General features: G+C 68.6%; 21 protein-coding genes. 11 read left to right on the forward strand and 10 right to left on the reverse strand.

What is annotated here, in order from left to right; genetic code table 11:
* Positions 1–31 precede the first annotated feature (31 nt).
* The 10 genes from Q0654_RS14005 to pssA form a co-directional block, all read right to left on the reverse strand.
* Entirely contained in the window at positions 32–913 is an 882-nt protein-coding gene (locus Q0654_RS14005) for an HDOD domain-containing protein (protein WP_298854848.1), read from the reverse strand.
* Between the two features lie 92 nt (positions 914–1,005).
* The gene (gene rimI / locus Q0654_RS14010; RefSeq protein WP_298854850.1) at positions 1,006–1,485 is read right to left on the reverse strand and encodes a ribosomal protein S18-alanine N-acetyltransferase; all 480 of its coding nucleotides are present in this window, start codon (positions 1,483–1,485) and stop codon (positions 1,006–1,008) included.
* Positions 1,482–1,856, reverse strand: coding sequence for a hypothetical protein (locus tag Q0654_RS14015; RefSeq protein ID WP_298854852.1), 375 nt, complete (start codon positions 1,854–1,856; stop codon positions 1,482–1,484). The genes rimI and Q0654_RS14015 overlap by 4 nt, the downstream gene beginning before the upstream one ends.
* Positions 1,853–2,491: an ABC-type transport auxiliary lipoprotein family protein gene (locus Q0654_RS14020; protein ID WP_298854854.1), complete on the reverse strand. Its 639-nt coding sequence runs from the start codon at positions 2,489–2,491 to the stop codon at positions 1,853–1,855. The genes Q0654_RS14015 and Q0654_RS14020 overlap by 4 nt, the downstream gene beginning before the upstream one ends.
* Positions 2,488–3,402 (reverse strand): MlaD family protein, encoded by a 915-nt coding sequence (locus tag Q0654_RS14025; RefSeq protein ID WP_298854856.1) that lies wholly within the window; start codon positions 3,400–3,402, stop codon positions 2,488–2,490. The genes Q0654_RS14020 and Q0654_RS14025 overlap by 4 nt, the downstream gene beginning before the upstream one ends.
* Positions 3,403–3,502: 100 nt before the next feature.
* Entirely contained in the window at positions 3,503–4,342 is an 840-nt protein-coding gene (locus Q0654_RS14030) for an ABC transporter ATP-binding protein (RefSeq protein WP_298854858.1), read from the reverse strand.
* A gap of 310 nt (positions 4,343–4,652) precedes the next feature.
* The gene (locus Q0654_RS14035) at positions 4,653–5,450 is read right to left on the reverse strand and encodes an ABC transporter permease (protein ID WP_298854860.1); all 798 of its coding nucleotides are present in this window, start codon (positions 5,448–5,450) and stop codon (positions 4,653–4,655) included.
* A complete protein-coding gene (locus tag Q0654_RS14040; RefSeq protein ID WP_298854862.1) occupies positions 5,447–5,776 on the reverse strand; it encodes an STAS domain-containing protein in 330 nt (109 codons plus the stop codon). The genes Q0654_RS14035 and Q0654_RS14040 overlap by 4 nt, the downstream gene beginning before the upstream one ends.
* Entirely contained in the window at positions 5,773–7,494 is a 1,722-nt protein-coding gene (locus tag Q0654_RS14045) for a SpoIIE family protein phosphatase (RefSeq protein WP_298854865.1), read from the reverse strand. The genes Q0654_RS14040 and Q0654_RS14045 overlap by 4 nt, the downstream gene beginning before the upstream one ends.
* A complete protein-coding gene (pssA, locus tag Q0654_RS14050) occupies positions 7,491–8,267 on the reverse strand; it encodes a CDP-diacylglycerol--serine O-phosphatidyltransferase (RefSeq protein ID WP_298854867.1) in 777 nt (258 codons plus the stop codon). The genes Q0654_RS14045 and pssA overlap by 4 nt, the downstream gene beginning before the upstream one ends.
* Positions 8,268–8,432: 165 nt before the next feature.
* Between pssA and Q0654_RS14055 the strand changes: the two genes are divergently transcribed.
* The 11 genes from Q0654_RS14055 to Q0654_RS14105 all read left to right on the forward strand — a co-directional run bounded on the left by Q0654_RS14055 (position 8,433) and on the right by Q0654_RS14105 (position 18,376).
* Positions 8,433–8,936: a DUF4124 domain-containing protein gene (locus tag Q0654_RS14055; RefSeq protein ID WP_298854869.1), complete on the forward strand. Its 504-nt coding sequence runs from the start codon at positions 8,433–8,435 to the stop codon at positions 8,934–8,936.
* A gap of 173 nt (positions 8,937–9,109) precedes the next feature.
* Positions 9,110–9,724: a sigma-70 family RNA polymerase sigma factor gene (locus Q0654_RS14060; RefSeq protein WP_298854871.1), complete on the forward strand. Its 615-nt coding sequence runs from the start codon at positions 9,110–9,112 to the stop codon at positions 9,722–9,724.
* Positions 9,717–10,178 (forward strand): cupin domain-containing protein, encoded by a 462-nt coding sequence (locus tag Q0654_RS14065; RefSeq protein ID WP_298854873.1) that lies wholly within the window; start codon positions 9,717–9,719, stop codon positions 10,176–10,178. Before Q0654_RS14060 ends, Q0654_RS14065 begins: the two co-directional genes overlap by 8 nt.
* 41 nt (positions 10,179–10,219) lie before the next feature.
* Positions 10,220–10,744: a hypothetical protein gene (locus tag Q0654_RS14070; protein ID WP_298854876.1), complete on the forward strand. Its 525-nt coding sequence runs from the start codon at positions 10,220–10,222 to the stop codon at positions 10,742–10,744.
* Between the two features lie 397 nt (positions 10,745–11,141).
* Positions 11,142–12,047 (forward strand): DUF3034 family protein, encoded by a 906-nt coding sequence (locus Q0654_RS14075; RefSeq protein WP_298854879.1) that lies wholly within the window; start codon positions 11,142–11,144, stop codon positions 12,045–12,047.
* A gap of 43 nt (positions 12,048–12,090) precedes the next feature.
* Positions 12,091–12,546 carry a group 1 truncated hemoglobin gene (locus Q0654_RS14080; RefSeq protein ID WP_298854881.1) on the forward strand — a complete coding sequence of 152 codons (456 nt, stop codon included), beginning with the start codon at positions 12,091–12,093 and terminating at the stop codon, positions 12,544–12,546.
* Between the two features lie 673 nt (positions 12,547–13,219).
* Positions 13,220–14,926, forward strand: a complete 1,707-nt coding sequence (locus tag Q0654_RS14085) for a proline--tRNA ligase (protein WP_298854883.1) — start codon at positions 13,220–13,222, stop codon at positions 14,924–14,926.
* Positions 14,927–15,017: 91 nt separating this feature from the next.
* The gene (locus Q0654_RS14090; protein WP_298854885.1) at positions 15,018–16,406 is read left to right on the forward strand and encodes a DUF3696 domain-containing protein; all 1,389 of its coding nucleotides are present in this window, start codon (positions 15,018–15,020) and stop codon (positions 16,404–16,406) included.
* Positions 16,406–16,939 (forward strand): hypothetical protein, encoded by a 534-nt coding sequence (locus Q0654_RS14095; protein ID WP_298854887.1) that lies wholly within the window; start codon positions 16,406–16,408, stop codon positions 16,937–16,939. The genes Q0654_RS14090 and Q0654_RS14095 overlap by 1 nt, the downstream gene beginning before the upstream one ends.
* 3 nt (positions 16,940–16,942) lie before the next feature.
* Positions 16,943–17,638, forward strand: coding sequence for an RNA ligase family protein (locus Q0654_RS14100; protein ID WP_298854889.1), 696 nt, complete (start codon positions 16,943–16,945; stop codon positions 17,636–17,638).
* Positions 17,639–17,755: 117 nt separating this feature from the next.
* Positions 17,756–18,376, forward strand: coding sequence for an SMI1/KNR4 family protein (locus tag Q0654_RS14105; RefSeq protein ID WP_298854891.1), 621 nt, complete (start codon positions 17,756–17,758; stop codon positions 18,374–18,376).
* The last annotated feature ends 70 nt before the right edge of the window (positions 18,377–18,446 follow it).

The raw sequence follows: 18,446 nt of genomic DNA on the forward strand, positions 1-18,446 counted from the left end.
GGGAAGCGCTCGGCGAGCCGCGCCGTGGCCTTCAGAACTTCAGCGTCGCGATCAGTTCGCCGACTTCGGCCGCGGACTCCCGCAGCACCGCCTGCAGGGGTTCCTCGCCGACCAGCATGTCGATCGAGGCCGAGCGCGAAGCGCTGGCCTCCTGCGGGTCGTGCCAGCGCAGCGGCGAGGGCACGGGCGCCAGCACGTTGGCCAGCAGCAGGGTGTCGCCCAGGGTCTCCGGCGGGATCGACAGCATGCCGCGCCAGAACTCCTCGATGGCCTCGATGACCGCGGCCGGCACCGACAGGACCTTCAGCACCGCGCGGCCGATGGCGCGCTCGACCTGCACGTCGGTGTCCTCGTCCTCGCCCGCGGTGTCGTCGGCCAGCGCCGCCGCCAGCGGCGCTTCGATGCGCAGCAGGGCGGGGAACTGGGCGGCCCGCGAAATCAGGTAGAAGCCGCCGATCTCCTGCACCAGACCGGCGAACAGCGCGGTTTCGGGATTCTGGCCGGTGACCTTGTGCGCCAGCGTGCGCGCCAGCGCGGCGACGTGGGCGCTGCGCTCCCACAGCTGACGCGCAGCCGCCTGCTGCGCAGGGCTGCCCTCGCCGCCGGCCATCTGGCGGGTGACCAGGGCCATGGCCAGGGTCCGCAGCGTCGAGAAGCCGAGCCGGTTGACCGCGGTCTTCACGTCCGCGACTTCGCGCCCGCTGCGGTTGTAGACCACCGAGTTGGCCATGCCGACCACCCGCGCCGACAGCAGCGGATCGGCCTGGATCAGGCGCGCGGCCTGCTCGACCGAGCAGTCGGGGTCGTCCAGTGCGGCCTTGATCTTCAGCGCCAGCTGGGCGTGGGTCGGGAAGCTCAGTTCACCGCTCGCAACGTCGCGCGCAATGGTCCTGAGGGCTTCGAGTCGGTCCATCCTGGGTCCTCGGCGCCGGCGGTGGGCGACGCGCGGCAGATGCGGATGCAAGTTCCTCGCCGTGCCGGGCGTCGACGGGTCGTCGGCGTCGCTCAGCCCTCGTCCGGCAGCAGCTCCAGCGCCATCACGATGGCGTCCTCACGGCCGCCCGCGGCCGGGTAGTAGTTGGCGCGGCGGGCGATCTCGTTGAAGCCCAGCGAGTCGTAGAGCGCGATCGCGTGCGGGTTGGAGGGGCGGACCTCCAGGAAGATGCGCTCGGCGCGGTGCCAGCGCGCCAGGTCGATCAGTCGACGCATCAGGCGGCGGCCGTGGCCTTCGCCCTGGTGGTTCGGCGCCACGCAGACGTTCAGCACGTGGGCCTCGCCGGCGGCGGCGCTGAGCACGCCGTAGCCGACCAGGCCGGCGCCTGACTCCAGCACCCAGCAGGCATAGCCGGCGCGCAGGCAGTCGCGGAAGATCGTGTGCGTCCACGGGAACGGATAGGCCTGCAGCTCGATGCGCATCACCGCATCGACATCGGCCTCGGTCATCGGCCGCAGCTGTGCCACCTCGGGCGCCGGGCGCGCGTTCATGCGTCCAGCAGACGTCGGCGCAGGCGGCGCAGGGCGGGCCAGAGGGCGCGCTTGGCGGCCGCGTTGCCGCGCAGCGCACCGAGCGTGGGCAGCGTTGCCTCGGCACCCGCCGCTTCGGTGCCGACCCCCAGCATTGGGCCATCACCCGCGGCCGGCGGGCCGACCTCTTCGGTCGTCACGTTCAGCGCACGCAGCAGGGCCTGCAGCAGGGTGTCCTGGCGGAGGATTTCCAATGGCTCGGCGGCGGCGATGCGCAGTCGCGCGGGTGCGGCCGGGCGCGGGCGATCGCGCAGGCGCAGCGGCGTCAGCCCCAGCGCGCGGGCCAGATGCAGCTGTTCGTCCGCGCCTGCCAGAGGCGCCAGCCGGCTCACGGCGCGGCCTCCTGCAGGGCGCGCTCGAGATCGCCAAGGAAGCGGTCGAGCGCCTGGTCGGTGGCCACGCCCAGTGCGGCCACCGAGGCGGCAAGACTGTCGTCGCCCGCCGTCGAGCTGGCCGCGTACTCGCCGTCGACCAGCGGCAGGCGGCCGTCGCGGCTGCTGACCCGCAGCCGCAGGCTGACCTGCGCTTCGAAGCCACCGCCCGCATGCGGCACGCGCTCGAAGCGCTCGATGCGGCCGCTGACCCACAGCGCCGCCGGTCGGCCGGGCAGGTGGTCGGTGACGCGCTCGGCGGCACCGGCGGCGCGCAGGCGCTGCACCATGCGCCGCTGCAGCAGATAGCCCGGCGGGTCGACCCAGAGGTGGTAGTGATAGGCGCGCAGGCGATCGCCGCTCGGGTCCAGCGCATACAGCAGGGCCTGGTCGGCGTGCAGGCCGTCGGCCTCCATGCGCTGCACCACGATCGGCAGCGCGCTGGGGGTGTTCAGCTTTGCCGCGGCCGAGGCTGCCGGCAGGCGGTGCCAGGTGGTTTCGGGAATGCCGGGCGGGGTGGCGCAAGCGGTCAGCAGGGCCACGACACCGGCCAGCAGCAGAGCGCGCAGATGTCGATGCGGCGGGCGCGGGTTCATTCGACCGGGTCCTTGGGCGGGGTGTAGATCAGCCGGCTCGGATTGCGGCGGATCTCGCGGGTGAACTCGTCCATGTTGCGGCTGGAGCTTTCCAGATGATGGGTGATGGAGTCGATGCGGCGGGCGATGGTGCCCAGCGTGCGCTCCAGATCAGCGACCGCCTCGCGCAGGTCGGGGCGGTTCTCGTCGACGGTCGCATTCAGCGAATCCAGCAGCCTGTCGGCGCGCGCCTGGGTGGCGGCGAGCTCGGCCGAGAGCTGCTGCACATTGGCCAGGCTGGCGCGGATGGCCTCGCGGTTGGGCGCATCGAGGATCGCGTTGACACCGTCGGCGGCGGTGTTGAGTCGCCCCATCAGGGCCTGCGCCTCGCTGAGCAGGGCCGGTGCGCTGGCGTCGACGGCCGCACCGATCGACTCCAGCCGCACGGCCAAACTCTCCAGCATCGGGCGCAGGCGGTCCTTCGAGAGCGCATTCACCTCGCCGGCCAGATCGGCCATGGCGACGAACAGATCGGCGCCTTCGCGGCTGGCCAGCTCGCCGCCTTCGGTCAGCATGGCCGTGCTGCTGCCCTCACGGATGGCGATCGCGACGTCGGCCAGCAGGCCGGTCGACTGCAGTGCGGCGACGCTGTCGTCCGGGATCGGCCAGTCGGCGCGCAGGGCCAGTTCGACCCGGTAGCGGGTGCGGCCCTGGCTGCGGTCCGGCGTGATGGTCTCGACCTGGCCGATGCGGAAGCCCTCGTAGAACACCGGCGCGCCGGGGCCGAGGCCGGTCACGTTGGCGTAGTAGGCGTGGTAGCGCAGCGCGCTGCCGCTGCGCCCGGTGATCGAGAACAGGGCGAACAGCAGCAGGCCAAAGGCGACCAGCACCACCGCGCCCACCAGGCTGTAATTGATCCCGTCGCGCTTCATCCGGCTGTCCCGTGGGTGGTGGCGCAGTTTAGGCGCGCGCGCCTGCGCTCGCGAGGGCAGCTCGACGATTCCCGATTCCCTATTCCCGATTCCCGGCTTTTCATCCCTCTTCCTCGGTCAGCCGCTTGAGGTATTCGTCCACGTTGACCTCGATCTCGCGCGGCCGGCGGTTCAGCAGGTCCTGGATGCGCGGGTGATCCGAGGCGCGCACCTCGGCTACGGTGCCGGTCATGAGGACATTGCCGTGGTCGAGCACGGTGATGGTGTCGGCGATCTTGAAGGCCGACTCCAGCTCGTGGGTCACCACCACGATGCTCATGCGCATGGCATCGCGCAGCTGCAGGATCAGCTCGTCGAGCTCGGCCGAGACGACGGGATCGAGCCCTGCCGAAGGCTCGTCGAAGAACAGCAGCTTCGGGTCCATCACGATCGCCCGCGCCAGCGCCGCGCGCTTGACCATGCCGCCCGAAAGCTGGCCCGGCATCAGGTCCTGGAAGCCGCCGAGGTTGACGACCTCGAGCTTCAGCCGGCTCATGATGCGGACGGTGTTCTCGTCGAGCCGCGTGTGCTCGCGCAGCGGCAGCGCCACGTTCTCGCCGACCGTCATCGAAGTGAACAAGGCCCCGCCCTGGAAGCTCACCCCCAGCTGCCGACGGATCGCCAGCATCTGCGCGGGGCTGGCATGCGCGATGTCGGTGCCGAACAGCCGCACCGTGCCGGCCGCGGGCTTCTGCAGGCCGAGCAGGTGCCGCAGCAGGGTGCTCTTGCCCGAGCCCGAGCCGCCCATGATCACGCGGATCTCGCCCGGGAAAACCCGGAAGTCGATGCCGTGCAGGATGCGCCGGCGCCCGTAGTAAGCCTGCAGACCGTGAACGTCGATGAGCGGCTCGGCGGTCGCCGAGCCGCCGGGATTGGGGATTGGGGATTGGGGATTTGTCATGGGCGACTCCGTGCGGAGTCGCCGGGATTGGGGATTGGGGATTCGGGATTCGTCGAGCGAAGCTCGACGAGCCCTTGCGTCGACACTCCGCACGGCGCCTTCAGGCCGCACCTTGCGGCGCGCCCGCCCTGGCTCTTGCGAATCCCGAATCCCCAATCCCGAATCCCGGCTTCGAAGCGCGGCCGCTGGGCCCCCGCCTTCGCGGGGGCGACGAGCGAGCTGCCTGCTGGCATTTCGGCACGGATGGGCGCACGACAGCCTGCAGCCCACCGGCTGCGAATCCCCAATCCCGAATCCCGAATCCCGGCTCTCATCGATTGAGGAAGAACGAAAACAGCATGTCCGCTACCACGATCGCGCTGATCGACAGCACGACGGCGCGGGTGGTCGCACGGCCGACGCCTTCGGCGCCGCCGCTGACGGAGAACCCTGTGCTGGTGCCGATCAGGGTGATCAGCACGGCGAACACCACGGACTTCGACAGGCCCTCCCAGAGGTCGCGCGGCTCCAGCAGCTGCAGGGTGCGGTTCAAGTAGGCGCCGACTTCCATGTCGAGCGGGCCGGAGGCATACAGGCCGGCGCCGGTGAGCGCGACGAGGTTCGCGAACACCGTCAGCACCGGCACCATCACCAGCATCGCCAGCAGTGCGGGGGCGACGAGGTAGCGCACCGGGTCGATGCCGGTCACGGCCAGTGCGTCGACTTCCTGCGACACCACCATCGAGCCCAGCCGCGCGGCCAGCGCCGAACCGGTGCGGCCGGCGACCACGATGGCGGTGATCAGCGCGCCGAACTCGCGGGTGATCGACTTGGCGGTGGCGATGATGACCTGGCTTTCGGCGCCGAACTCGCTGAGCGCAGCGATGAACTGGATGCCCAGCATCACGCCGATGGTCAACGACAGCAGGCTGATGATGGGCAGCGCATCGACGCCGATCTGGCGCATCTGCTCGGCCACCATGCGCGGCCGCACCGGCTGCCCGCGGGCCCAGCCGGCGCCGATGAAATAGAGGCTCTCGACGAACAGCATGGCGGCGTAGCCGAGTTCGCCCAGCACCTGCACGCTGCGGCGGCCGACGCGATCGAGCAGGGCAGTCGCCGCCTTCATGCGGGCGCGCCGCCCTCCAGCGATTCGTGAATCTCGAACACGCGGTCCAGCCGCGCCAGCTTGAGCACCGCCTGCACCGGCGCGCTGACCGCCACCAGCACGAAGCGCTGGCCGCGGCCGCGGGCGTTCTGGAAGCCTTCGACGAGGGCTGCAATGCCCGAGCTGTCGATGTAGCGCACCGCGGCCAGATCCACGGCGACCGGGCCGCCGCCGTTGAGCGCGGCCAGAACGGCCTGGCGCACCTGCGCCGACCAGCTCAGGTCGACTTCGCCGGCGAGACGTACGACGGTGTGGCCGGCTTCGCTCAGGGTCTGGCAGTCGTTCATGCGATGGAGGCTCCGGCGTCGAGGGCAGTGGGGCTGTGTTCGATTACGTGGCTGTTGGCCGAATCCAGACGCCGGACCATCCACAGGCGGTTGCCACCGCCGGCCAGCGGGGTGAGCTTCCAGGCATCCATCAGGGTGTCGATGAAGCACAGGCCCAGCCCGCCGGGGCGGCATTCGTTCAAGTCGCGCGGCTTGATGCGCTCGGGGTCGACGCAGGCCGCGGTGTCGCTCAGCACGAAGTGCAGGGCCTCGGCCTCGCGGCGGATCAGCAGCTCGATGCGGCCGCTGCCGCAGCCGCCGCCAAAGGCGTGGCGGATGATGTTGGCGCAGGCTTCGTCCAGCGCCAGCACCAGGGCCGCGCGCAGTTCGGCATCGACGCCCTGCTGCTCCAGCACGGCATCGGCCGCGTGGCGCATCGGCATCAGCTGACGGGCCTCGGCCGGAAACTCGATGCGCAGCAGGGCAGGGGCCTCGCCCTCGACCACCATCAGGGTGGTGTCGTCGGTGACGGTCATCCGCCGCAGCCGCCGCACCAGTGCGCGCAGGCGCGCTTCCGGCGGCAGCAGACGCATCTCCCCGACCGCATGCTGCACGCCGTCGACGCCCAGCACTTCGCCGTCGTCGCCGCGCACGTCGGTCATGCCGTCGGAGAACAGGTACAGGGCGGCGCCGTCCAAGGTGGTCTGCTGCTCGGGGTAGCTCATGCCGCGCAGGATGCCCAGCGGCGGGCCTTCGGCCTCGAAGCGGGCGAAGCAGCCAACGCGATCCACCCGTAGCAGCGGCGGAAAGCCTGCATTCGCCCAGACCGCCTGCTGGCGGAACGGGTCGTAGTAGCCGGCGACCGCGCAGACGAACATGCCGGCGGCGATGGCCTCCATCAGTTCATCGTTGGCGCGCGCCAGCCACTGTCCCGGCGGCAGGCCCTCCTTGCCGGCCCAGCGCAGCAGGCTGGCGCAGCGGACCATCAGGAAGGAGGCGTCGAGCCCCTTGCCGGCGACGTCACCGACGGTGAAGGCGATCCGCCCGTCGGGCAGCTCGAAGAAATCGTAGAAGTCGCCCGAGATCTCGCGTGCGGGAAAATTCAGCGCCCGCAGCGGAAACGCCCCGCGCCGGCGCTTGGGCAGCAGCGAGCGCTGCAGGCGGCGGGCCATGGTCAGCTCGCGCCGCAGCCGGTTCTGCTGCACCACCACCTGGGTGAGGCGGGCGTGGTTCAGCGCCAGTGCGGTCGGTGCGGCGAGCAGGCGCAGCGAGTCGGCGTCGGCCGCGTCGAAGGGGCCGCCGCCGCGCTTGTTCAGCACCTGCAGGGCGCCGATCGCACCCTCGGTGGTCATGATCGGCGCGGTCAGCACGCTGCGCGTGTCGAAGCCGGTGCGCGCATCGAGGGTGCGGCCGGCGAAGTCCGGATCGGTGTGGGCATCGCCGACGATCTCGCAGCTGCCGCGCGCGATCGCACGGCCGACCAGGCCCTGGTCGAGGCGCAGGCTCAACCCGCTGATATCCACCGGCCCGTGACAGGCGCGGCAGACGATGCGCTGCTGGGCCTCGTCGATCAGGAACACGGCCGAGGCTTCGGCATCCATCGATTCCGCGATGATCTGCGCGACCTGGGCGAGGGTCTGCTCCAGATCGATCGACACCGCCAGCCGCTGCGAGAGATCCGCCAGCCGCGCCAGCAGGCGCTGCTCGGTGGCTTGGGCAGGGGCGGCGGCGAGATTCATCCGCTGCGCCGACGCAGGCGCCCGATCGCCCAGCCCAGCGGGCCGGACAGGGCGTAGATCCAGAACACCGCCAGCAGCACGCGATCCGGTGCCACCGCCAGCGCCACGAACAGGCCCAGCGCGCCGAGGATCACGACGAAGGGCACGCGCTCGCCGAAGGGCAGGGCCTTGCCGCTGTGGTAGCGGATGCGGCTGACCATCAGCAGCGCAGCGATGACGGTCACCGCCAGGGCCGCGTATTCGAGGTCGGCGCCGCCGTAGCCGAACTTGGTGGCGGCCCAGACGAAGGCCATCAGCGAGCCGGCCGCGGCCGGGCTGGCCAGGCCGATGAACCAGCGCTTGTCGACCACCCCGACCTGGGTGTTGAAGCGCGCCAGCCGCAATGCGGCGCAGGCGGCGTAGAGAAAGGCCACCGCCCAGCCGATCTTGCCCCAGACCGGGCCGTGGTAGACCAGGTTCGACAGCGACCAGTGGTACATCACCAGCGCCGGCGCCATGCCGAAGCTGACCAGATCGGCCAGCGAGTCGTACTGCACGCCGAACTCGCTCTGGGTGTTGGTCATGCGCGCGATGCGGCCATCGAGGCCATCGAGCAGGCCGGCCACGAACACCGCGATGGCGGCGCTGGTGAAGTCGCCGTTCGCCGCCGCGATGATCGCGTAGAAGCCGGCGAACAGCCCGCCCGTGGTGAACAGGTTGGGCAGCAGGTAGATGCTGCGGCGCGGGGGCGGACGGGGTGTCTCGCCGCTCGGTCCGGTTTCTGTGGCGGTCATGAGGCTCAATGCAGGGCACCCGGACGTGGGCGCGAACACTCCAGAGTGTACTTGCATACGGCGGGGCCGACAGGCGCCGCGATGGCGCCGCCGGGCGTCCTCCGCCTTGCCAGCGCGCAGGGGCGGTGCTAACAAGTGCGCACCGATCCTCACGGAATCCGCGCCATGCGCCTGTTCGCCCGTTTCACTGCCCCCCTGCTGCTTGTCTCGCTGGTCGGGCTTGCCGGTGTTGCCGATGCCACCGAGGTGTACCGCTGGAAAGACGCCAACGGCAATACCCAGTACGGCGAGCGGCCCCCCGAGGGCGTGACCGCTCAGCGCGTGGCGCTGCGCGCCGAGCCCAGCGTGGCGCCGGCACCGCCGGCTGCCAGCGCGTCGGTCGCGACGCCGCCGCCGATCGATGATCCCAACCTCTCTGCCGACGAGCGTGCCGAACTCGCGCGCCAGCGCGCCGCCGAAGCCGCCGCCGAAGCGCGCCGCCAGACCCGCGCCGCCGCCTGCGCCCGTGCCCAGCAGAACCTGCAGGTGCTGCGCGCCAACGAGTACGTCAGTCTGCGCGAGGGCGAAGAAACCCGCACCCTGACCAACACCGAGCGGCAGCAGCAGATCGCCGAGAACGAGCAGGCCGAAACCGAGCACTGCGCGCCGGAAGTCGATTCGCAGGGCTGATCGCTCCGGGCGCAACCCACGCGACTTTGGCGCGGGCGGAAACCGCGGCGCCTCGCGGGTCGCAGTCGTGACAATCCGGGCAGACCTGCAAGGCGCGTGGCGCGGCTTCTCACTCTGCCCACGCGCGTGAATGGATCCTGCAGGCCGGCGACGTCTCGCCGAGCCTGCCACGGATGCCGCCCATCACTCCCTTCCTGCACGACGACCGCGAAGCCGAAGGCCTGCGCCTCGTCGGCCTTGTGCTGCGCATGGCGCAGGGCGAGCAGGCGGCGCTGGCGGAGCTGTTCGACCGTTGTTCGGCGCGCGTGCATGCCGTCGCCCTGCGCGTGCTGCAGCGTGCCGAGGACGCCGAGGAAGTCACCCTGGACACCTTCGCCCAAGCCTGGGAGCGGGCGACGGATTACGATCCGCAGCGGGGAGAGGTGCTGCCCTGGCTGCTGCGCATGGCCTGGAGTCGGGCGATCGATCGGCTGCGGCGCGAGCGTCGCCATCGCCACGCTGAGCCGCTGCATCCAGAAGCCGGCGAAAAGGCGTATGAGGAAGCAATGGAAGACGCCCCCGACCTGCTGCTCGACCGCCTCGATGCCGACACCGCGCTGCAGGCTGCACGCGCCCGGCTGAGCCTGCCGCAGCAGCAGATGCTGGCGATGGCCTTCGTCGAGGATCTGAGTCACGGCGAGATCGCCGAGCGCACCGGCGTTCCGCTGGGCACGGTCAAGAGCCACCTGCGGCGTGCGCTGTCGCGGCTGGCGCAGTTCCTGGGCGGCCGGGGAGCAGGCGATGGCTGATCGCAAGAGCCCCCCCGCCGATCCTCCCCTGCCGGAGGCCATGCTCGACAGCGCCGCCCGGGAACGGCTGCGCGAGCGGCTGCTCGCCCGCGCGGATGTGGAGCCCTCCCCGCGTCGCGAGCCTGCGCCCTGGGTGCCCACCTTCGAGGGCGTGGAGGTGCAGACCCTGCGCTTCGACCCGCAGACCCGGCAGCAGATCACCCTGTGGCGGCTGCAGCCCGGCGCGCGCATTCCGCGCCACACCCACAGCGCGCGCGAGGAATGCCTCGTGCTGGAGGGCGCGATCCTGCACGCCGGCCAGCGTCACCCCGCCGGGGACTTCCTGGTCGCCGAAGCGGGCTCGCGCCACCAGCCCTTCGATTCCCCCGAAGGCGCCCTGCTGCTGATCCGCGGCGAACCTGTGCCGCGCCTCGGTCGTGTCGTACGCTGGCTGCTGCGCCGGCTGCGGCTGTAGCCGTCGATGTGTCTTCCTCCTCCAGTCAGGACATGCGCGCCATGAAGCCTCTGCTGATTGCTTTGCTTCTGCTGACCACCAGCGCCACCGTCTGGGCCCAGCAGCCTGCCGACAAGCCCGCCGCCAGCACCAGCATGTTCGAGTCGACCCGACCGCCGGCCAGCGACGAGGAGCACGCGGCCGTGCTGGCCGAGCTGCCCGATGACCCCGGCACTGCGCCCGCGGTGTTCGTGCGCGGCTATCTGGTCGACCGCCGTGGCATGACGCTCTACGTCTTCGATCGCGACCGCCCGGGCATCAGCACCTGCTACCGCGCCTGCGAACGCCTGTGGCCGCCGCTGCTGGCGGATCTCGACGCGGCCGACGAGGGCGACTTCAGCATCCTTGAACGCATGGACGGTGCGCGGCAGTGGGCCTGGCGCGGCCAGCCGCTGTACTACTGGCCGTATGACAAGCGCGCCGGCGACATCACCGGCGACAACGTCAGCGGGGTCTGGCACATCGTGCTGGAAACGGCCGCTGCACCGACGCCGGCACCTGCTCCGGCGCCCGAGTCCGAGTACTGAGAGCTTCTCAGTCCCGCCTTGCAGGCCGGGTGTTCCCGAAGACACGCGGATTCACCGGCTCGCGCTCTGTGTAGGAGCCTGCTTGCAGGCGACCGCAGCCTCCGCGGTGTGCCCACCCTGCGGGTCGCGAGCAAGCTCGCTACAAACGGCGGGCCTTGGCGGGGGCGACGCTCCCCAGTTTCCTGCCGGCTCTACGGCTTGAAGGCGTCGGCCTGCGCGTCAGGCGCAGCCAGGAAAGGCTGGCGCTCACATCAGGGAGCCCGAGGGCATCGCCAAGCGGATTCACGCGGTCCTGACATCTGCACGCCTATCCGCTGCATCCAGTCCCCGCGTCGCCTGCGTACACCTGCCGAGCCGGAGCGACCCGGCCGCCGACTCGACCCTGTCAGGAGCCCGCATGTCCTTTCTCTCCCTTCGCCGCACCGCGCTCGCCATCGGCTGCCTCGCCGTGCTGGGCAGCACCGCGCCCGCGTTCGCCCAGAGCGACCTCGCCAGCGCCTCGCGCTACGGCGGCAAGCTGCTGCTCACCGGCGGCGTCACCCAGGTCGAAGGCGCCGGTGGCGGTGGCCTGACGCCCTGGGCCCTGATCGGCGGCTACGGCACCCGCGACCAGATCGGCGCCAACGCCTACTACACGCGCGTCGGTCTCGATGACTACACGCTGGACAGCTATGGCGCCCTTGTCGGCCTGTACGACCGCGTCGAGCTCAGCGTGTCGCGTCAGCGCTTCGACACCGAGAACGTGGGCGCGGCGCTGGGCCTGGGCCGCGGCTTCACCTTCAGCCAGGACACGCTCGGCGTGAAGGTCAAGCTGGCCGGCGATGCCGTCTACGAGCAGGACCGCTGGCTGCCGCAGCTGGCGCTGGGCGCGCAGTACAAGCGCAACGATCAGCCCGACGTGCTCGCCTTCGTCGGCGCGCAGCGGCGCGATGATGTCGATCTCTATCTCGCCGCCACCAAGCTCTATCTCGACAGCAGCCTGCTGGTGAACGCCACGCTGCGCTACACGCGCGCCAACCAGTTCGGCATCCTCGGTTTCGGCGGCGACAAGCGCGACAGCCGCAGCCTTGAGCTCGAAAGCAGCGTGGCCCGCTTGCTCAGCCCGAACCTGGCGCTGGGCGCGGAGTTCCGCAGCAAGCCCGACAATCTCGGCATCGCCCGCGAAGACAATGCCTGGGACGTGTTCCTAGCTTGGGCGCCCAACAAGCACGCCTCGCTGACCCTGGCCTATGTCGACCTCGGCAACATCGTGATCGAGGACAACCAACGCGGCTGGTACCTCAGCCTGCAGTTCGGCTTCTGATCGCCGCGCAAGCGATCCCACACACGACTTCCGGAGACACCGCATGATCCGTTCCCTGCGTGGCGCCCTGCTGGCGACCGCCCTCGTCCTCGCTGGCCCTGCCGCCGCCGAGTCCATGAACCCCGCGCCCGCCCACCCCGAACTGCGCCCCGTGCTCGCCGAGTTCGGCGGGGTCGATGGCTTGAGCGTGCTGATGGACGACTTCATGCAGCGCCTGCTGGCCGATGACCGCACCCGCGAGTTCTTCGAGTTCTCCGACCAGGCGCGCGTCAAGCGCCAGCTGGTCGAGCAGTTCTGCGTGATCCTCGGCGGCGACTGCGTCTACAGCGGCCGCAGCATGGCCGAATCGCACGAGGGGCTCGACATCCGCCGCGACGAGTTCAATGCGCTGGTCGAGATCCTGCAGGACGCGATGCAGGCCAAGGGCGTGCCGTTTGCGGCGCAGAACAAGCTGCTGGCCAAGCTCGCGCCGATGCACCGCGAGGTCGTCACGCGCTGAAGTCTGTTCCGCCTGGAGGCTCCAGCCCCTTTCGCATGTTGGGAAGCGTAGGAGGGCAGTAGTCGGCTGCTGCTGACAGCCGACGCTCTACCGAGGCCGAGAGCAGCCAAGGCAGCTTGGGGAGGCAGGTGAATCCCGCAGCGAGCGTCCCCCCTCTCCCCCGGCCCCTCCCCCGCGAGGGGGGGGGAGTCTGGCCGCCGCGACATCATCCGAGGCGCAGCGCTTCGTGACGAACGCACGACAGGAGCGGCCTGCATTTCAAGCCCCTCTCCCCTGGTGGGAGAGGGGTTGGGGAGAGGGGGAATGCTCACGGAACGGCTGATTTCCCGACCGCGGTTCCTCAAGAGGACGAGGAATCCTCGGGTGCGATGCGCGCGCCAGCACGGCCGCTGCAACGAAGCCGGTACGCGCCTGAAGCCGCCTCGCCCCGAGAAACGGCAGACGAACGGCTGCCGCTGCCGCAAAACGTGCCCTCTGATTCGAACGAAGCTGAGGGGGGTAACGAGGCGGAAGTGGCCTCAGGAAGCCACCACGCCTCGGCCCTCCTGACGCTGTTGGCGTGCCAACGACTGCCTCCTGCGGGGCCAAGGCCACCGGAAGCGCGAGCTGCTGCTGGCGCCCCGGCCCATGCCCGCTACAATCGGCGGCCCTCGCCCCCCAGCCGGATTCCTCCATGCGTCTGTCGCACTTCCCCATCACCACCACCAAGGAAACCCCGGCCGACGCCGAGATCGTCAGCCATCAGCTGATGCTGCGCGCCGGCATGGTGCGCAAGCTGGGCGTGGGCCTCTACACCTGGACCCCGATCGGCCTGCGCGTGCTGCGCAAGGTCGAGAACGTGGTGCGCGAGGAGATGAACCGCGCCGGCGCGGTCGAGGTGCTGATGCCCTCGATCCAGCCGCGCGAGCTGTGGGAAGAGACCGGCCGCTGGCAGAAATTCGGCGGCCAGCTGCTGAAGATCAAGGACCGCAAGGAGGCCGAGTACTGCTACGGCCCCACCCACGAAGAAGTCATCACCGACTACGCGCGCAGCGAGCTGTCGAGCTACAAGCAGCTGCCGCGCAACTACTACCAGATCCAGACCAAGTTCCGCGACGAGATCCGCCCGCGCTTCGGCGTGATGCGCGCCCGCGAGTTCCTGATGAAGGACGCCTACTCCTTCCATCTGACGCCCGAGTGCCTGGAGCGCGAGTACTGGAACATGTTCGCCGCCTATGAGCGCATCTTCAGCCGCCTGGGCCTCAAGTTCCGTGCGGTGATGGCCGACTCCGGCGCGATCGGCGGCAACGCCTCGCAGGAGTTCCACGTGCTCGCCGAGTCCGGCGAGGACCTGCTGGCCTACTCCGAGAACAGCGACTACGCCGCCAACGTCGAGAAGGCCGAATCCCAGGCCCCGGCCGGCCCGCGTCCCGCGGCCACCGAGGCCTTCGAGAAGGTCAGCACGCCGACCCAGAAGACCTGCGAGGACGTCGCGGCGCTGCTGGGGCTGCCGCTGAACCGCACCGTCAAGTCCGTCGCCGTAGTCGGCGAGCGGGGCTTCGTGCTGGTGCTGGTGCGCGGCGACCACAGCGTCAACGAGATCAAGCTCAGCAAGGTGCCGGGCCTCGCCGACTATCGCCTCGCCACCGAAGCCGAGATCAAGGACACGCTGGGCGCGGAGCCCGGCTTCCTCGGCCCGATCGGCGCGCCCAAGCCCTTCCAGCTGGTGGTCGACCGCGAAGTCGCAGTGATGGCCGACTTCGTCTGCGGCGCCAACGAAAACGGCTACCACTTCCGCGGCGTCAACTTCGGCCGCGACCTGCCCGAGCCCGAAACCGTCGCCGACGTGCGCACCGTGCTCGAAGGCGACATCGCCCCCGACGGCAGCGGCCCGCTCAAGCTCGCCCGCGGTATCGAAGTGGGCCACGTGTTCCAGCTGGGTCAGAAGTACGCCGAAGCCATGCACGCCACCGTGCTGGATGAGCAGGGCAAGACCCGCGTGATGTACATGGGCTGCTACGGCATCGGCGTCAGCCGCATCGTCGCCGCCGCCATCGAACAGAACTTCGATGAGAGCGGCATCGTCTGGCCCGAGCCGATGGCCCCCTTCCAGGTCGCCGTCTGCGTCATCAACCCCAAGAACGACCCCAAGGTCGCCGAAGCCGCCGAAGCGCTGTACCTGAAGCTGCTGGCCGAAGACATCGAAGCCGTCCTCGACGACCGCGGCCTGCGCCCCGGCGTGATGTTCTCCGACATCGAGCTCATCGGCATCCCGCACCGCGTAGTCGTCTCCGAGCGCGGCCTAGCCGCCGGCACCTACGAGTACCGCGCGCGGCGGGCGAGCGAGAGTGAGAATCTGGATGAGGCGGGGTTGATGGAGAGCTTGGGGGTGGGGGAGTAGCATCCCGGCGGACGACACGCCCCTGCGAATTCCGAGACCGACGCGCGATGCTGGAATCTTGGGGTCGCCTGAACTCTGGAGCTAGGCACTGATGCTCACCCACCTTCGCGTCGAGAACTTCAAGGCGTGGGGCGACTCAGGTCCGCTGCGTCTAGCGCCGCTGACGGTCATCTTCGGGGCCAATAGCGCCGGCAAGAGCAGCCTGGGACACCTCTTGTTGGCGCTCAAACAAACAGCCCTGTCGGCTGACCGTCGGCGCGCCCTGCACCTGGGCGACGAGCACTCTCTGATCGAGCTGGGCACCTTTGCCGAGTGCATCCACGGGCACGACCTGTCCCGTCAGCTGCGCTTCGAGTTGGGCTGGAGCCTGCCCCACGGCATGGAGATCCGCGATCCGCTCTCCCAGGCCCGCTTCAGTGGCGACGAGCTGCACATCGAAGTGGCCTTGCAGGCAGACAAGCGCGAGCAACCCTCGGTGCGGCACCTCGGATACGAATTGAAGCGCGAAGGCCTGCGCGAACTTGCGATCGACTACAGCCGCGGCCCGGAAGGCAAGCTCGACATTGCTTCTGATCAGATCAAGCTGGTGCGCAACGTCGGCCGCGGTTGGCCCTTGGACGAGCCCGACAAGTTCTACCGCATCTCCGACCAAAGCCGGGCGCGCTTTCAGAATGCCGATTTCTTGAGCGATCTCGCGCTGCAGACGGAAGCTGCGCTGGCTGGCATCCACTACCTTGGCCCGCTGCGCGATCCTCCCAAGAGGATCTACTCCTGGTCGGGTGAGACGCCGGAGAGCGTCGGTCAGCGCGGCGAGCTCACGATTGCCGCGATCCTCGCTGCCAGCAGTCTCGGCCGCAAGCTGAGCCGAGGCCTCAGAAAGCACTCGTATCTCTTTGATGCTTTCATCGCGCAGTGGCTAAGGGAGCTGGGGGTCATCGACAGCTTCACAGTCAAGTCGGTCGCCGAGGGTCGCAAGGAGTACGAAGTACTGCTCAAGACGCACGCCAGCGGCAGCGAAGTGAAGTTGACCGACGTGGGCTTTGGCGTGTCGCAGGTTCTGCCGGCGCTTACTCAGCCCTTCTACTGTCAGCCGCACTCGACGGTGTGGATGGAGCAGCCCGAGATACACCTGCACCCGCAGGTGCAGGCCGCGCTTGCCGACGTCTTCATCGCCGCGATCAAGGCACGGGAGAACGGTAGACCACGTGGCGTCCAGCTCATCATCGAAAGCCACTCGGAGCACATGCTCAATCGGATCCAGCGACGCATCGCTGAGGGAAAGCTTTCCGAGCAGGACGTGGCGGTTTACTTCTGCCGTCGCGCAGGTGCCGGCGCCGAGTTGGAGCCGCTTCGTCTCAACATGTTTGGAGAGATTGAGAACTGGCCCGAGAACTTCTTCGGCGATGAGATGGCAGATATCGCCGCACGTACTCTGGCCGCCATGCAGCGCAAGAGGGCCCTAGTCTCGGAGTCGCGATGATGAAGGTCGTGGTTGACACCAATGTGCTGCTGGTTGCCAACGACCAGCACGGCGATGTAAGCCCGGACTGCGTCGAAACGTGTGTGCGGCGGTTGCTGGCGCTGCAGGCGGAGGGCGTCGTGGTGGTGGACGATGGCTTTCGAATCTTAGGCGAATATCAGCGAAAGGCTCGCGTTAGTCCGGCCAAGGGTGTGGGTGATCTTTTCCTCAAGTGGCTGTTGCGTAACGCTGGAAACCCGCGACACGTGCAGAGCGTCTCGATTTCCGAGCACGCGGCGGATCACTTTGACGAGTTTCCCGATCATGACCTGCAGCTTGAGTTCGATCCGCCAGACCGTAAGTTCGTAGCCGTGGCGAACTCGCACCCGGACAAGCCCCCAATCTGGCAGGCCGCTGACTGCAAGTGGTTGAACTGGAGTGCAGCGCTCGCGGTGACGGGAATCTCCGTGGACTTTCTCTGCCCGGAGGATGTTTGCAGGTTCTATGAGGCCAAGTTCCCAGGGAGTCCCGTCCCCGCGCTGCCGGGCGGTTGATCGATGTCGGAAGTTTTTTTCCGCTTCCCCCATACGCCGCACCTCGCATGGTTGGGCCAGGGAAGCCCCCGCGGTGACAAGGTTCTGACGCCGAAGCAGGTTTCAGCTCTGCTTGCCGACGCCGTGGTGGTGGAGGAGAAGCTCGACGGCGCCAATCTGGGTCTGTCGGTATCGCCGCAGGGTGCGCTGCGCGCACAGAACCGCGGCCAGTACCTCGTCGAGCCGTTCGTGGGACAGTTTTCCCGACTCGGACCCTGGCTGGCGCAACGTCGGCGAGCTTTGCTGGATCATCTGACCCCAGGCTTGATCCTGTTTGGCGAGTGGTGTGCCGCAAGGCATTCGTTGGACTACGCGGGTTTGCCAGATTGGTATCTGGTGTTCGATGTGTACGACCGTGAGGCCGGTCAGTTCTGGGATACCGTGCGCCGCGACGCGCTGGTCAAGACCCTAGGGCTTGAGTGCGTCCCCACTCTTCATCGCGGCATGGTCACGCAGGCCTCGCTACGCGCACTGCTCGAATCCACGCAAAGCTGCTACCGGAGTGGCCCGCCAGAGGGCATCGTGATCAAGCGAGAGGGCGGAGGCTGGACGCTGTCGCGCGCCAAGCTGGTCCGCGCTGAGTTCACCCAGGCCATAGGTGCGCATTGGCGCAATCGCAGTATCGAGTGGAACCGGGTGGCTATCTCTGGCCGGCGATAGCGGGTCGCTTGGTGGTGAACTCAGCATCGAGTCGCCAGCCCCGGTCCGGCGCCTTGCTGGGTTTTGTCTGAACCATCAGATCCATGCATCAACGCTCGTATCAAGGAGTCGCAGCAGGTGGGACAGGTCAGTTCAACTCAGCAGACGCCAGCAGAACCTGCACTTGCCTGGGTCGAGCTCAAAGACTGGAATGAGCGAAGCGCGTGGTACCGTGCAGTGGTCGCAGCCTACGGCGATCTTTGGGAGGGGCACGCTAAGCAGGCCCGCATATCCCCGGCAGCTGAGCAAGATCTTGCGACGCTCGAAACTCGACTTGGCTGTGCGCTTCCCGAAGGATTGCGTCGCTACAATCTTGAACTCGGTGCTCTGTCGCTGGCCGAGACGCTGTGCAGCGCGGGTGAATCGGCCACACCCATTGAACCGCTGCGGGATGCCTACCCGGGCATCGTCGAGATCGTTTCCGAGCCCGATGACCTCGCTTTGGTCGATGCGCTGGTGGCTTTTGGTGACTACCTCGGCAACGGCAATATGTTCTGTTTTCATCGCATCACGGGTGCTGTCTACTATTTCGACCATGACAGCGGCGCGCCCCTGGTGCGGTTCGCCGACTCTGTAGAGGAATACCTGGATGCGTTAATGATTCGCTGCCTTGGCGAAGTTCACGATCAAGAACGGGCTGCCGAGACTCTTCTTGTGAATCGTTTCGGCGACGCTCTGGTTCGAAAATGGCTTTACTGAAGTCCCCCCGTCTCCAGACAAGTCACTGCCGGTGTGCGTCCTAGAATATGTCCCGTAGCGGGCATGACTT

This window comes from uncultured Aquimonas sp., assembly GCF_937888285.1.
Classification (GTDB): domain Bacteria; phylum Pseudomonadota; class Gammaproteobacteria; order Xanthomonadales; family Xanthomonadaceae; genus Aquimonas.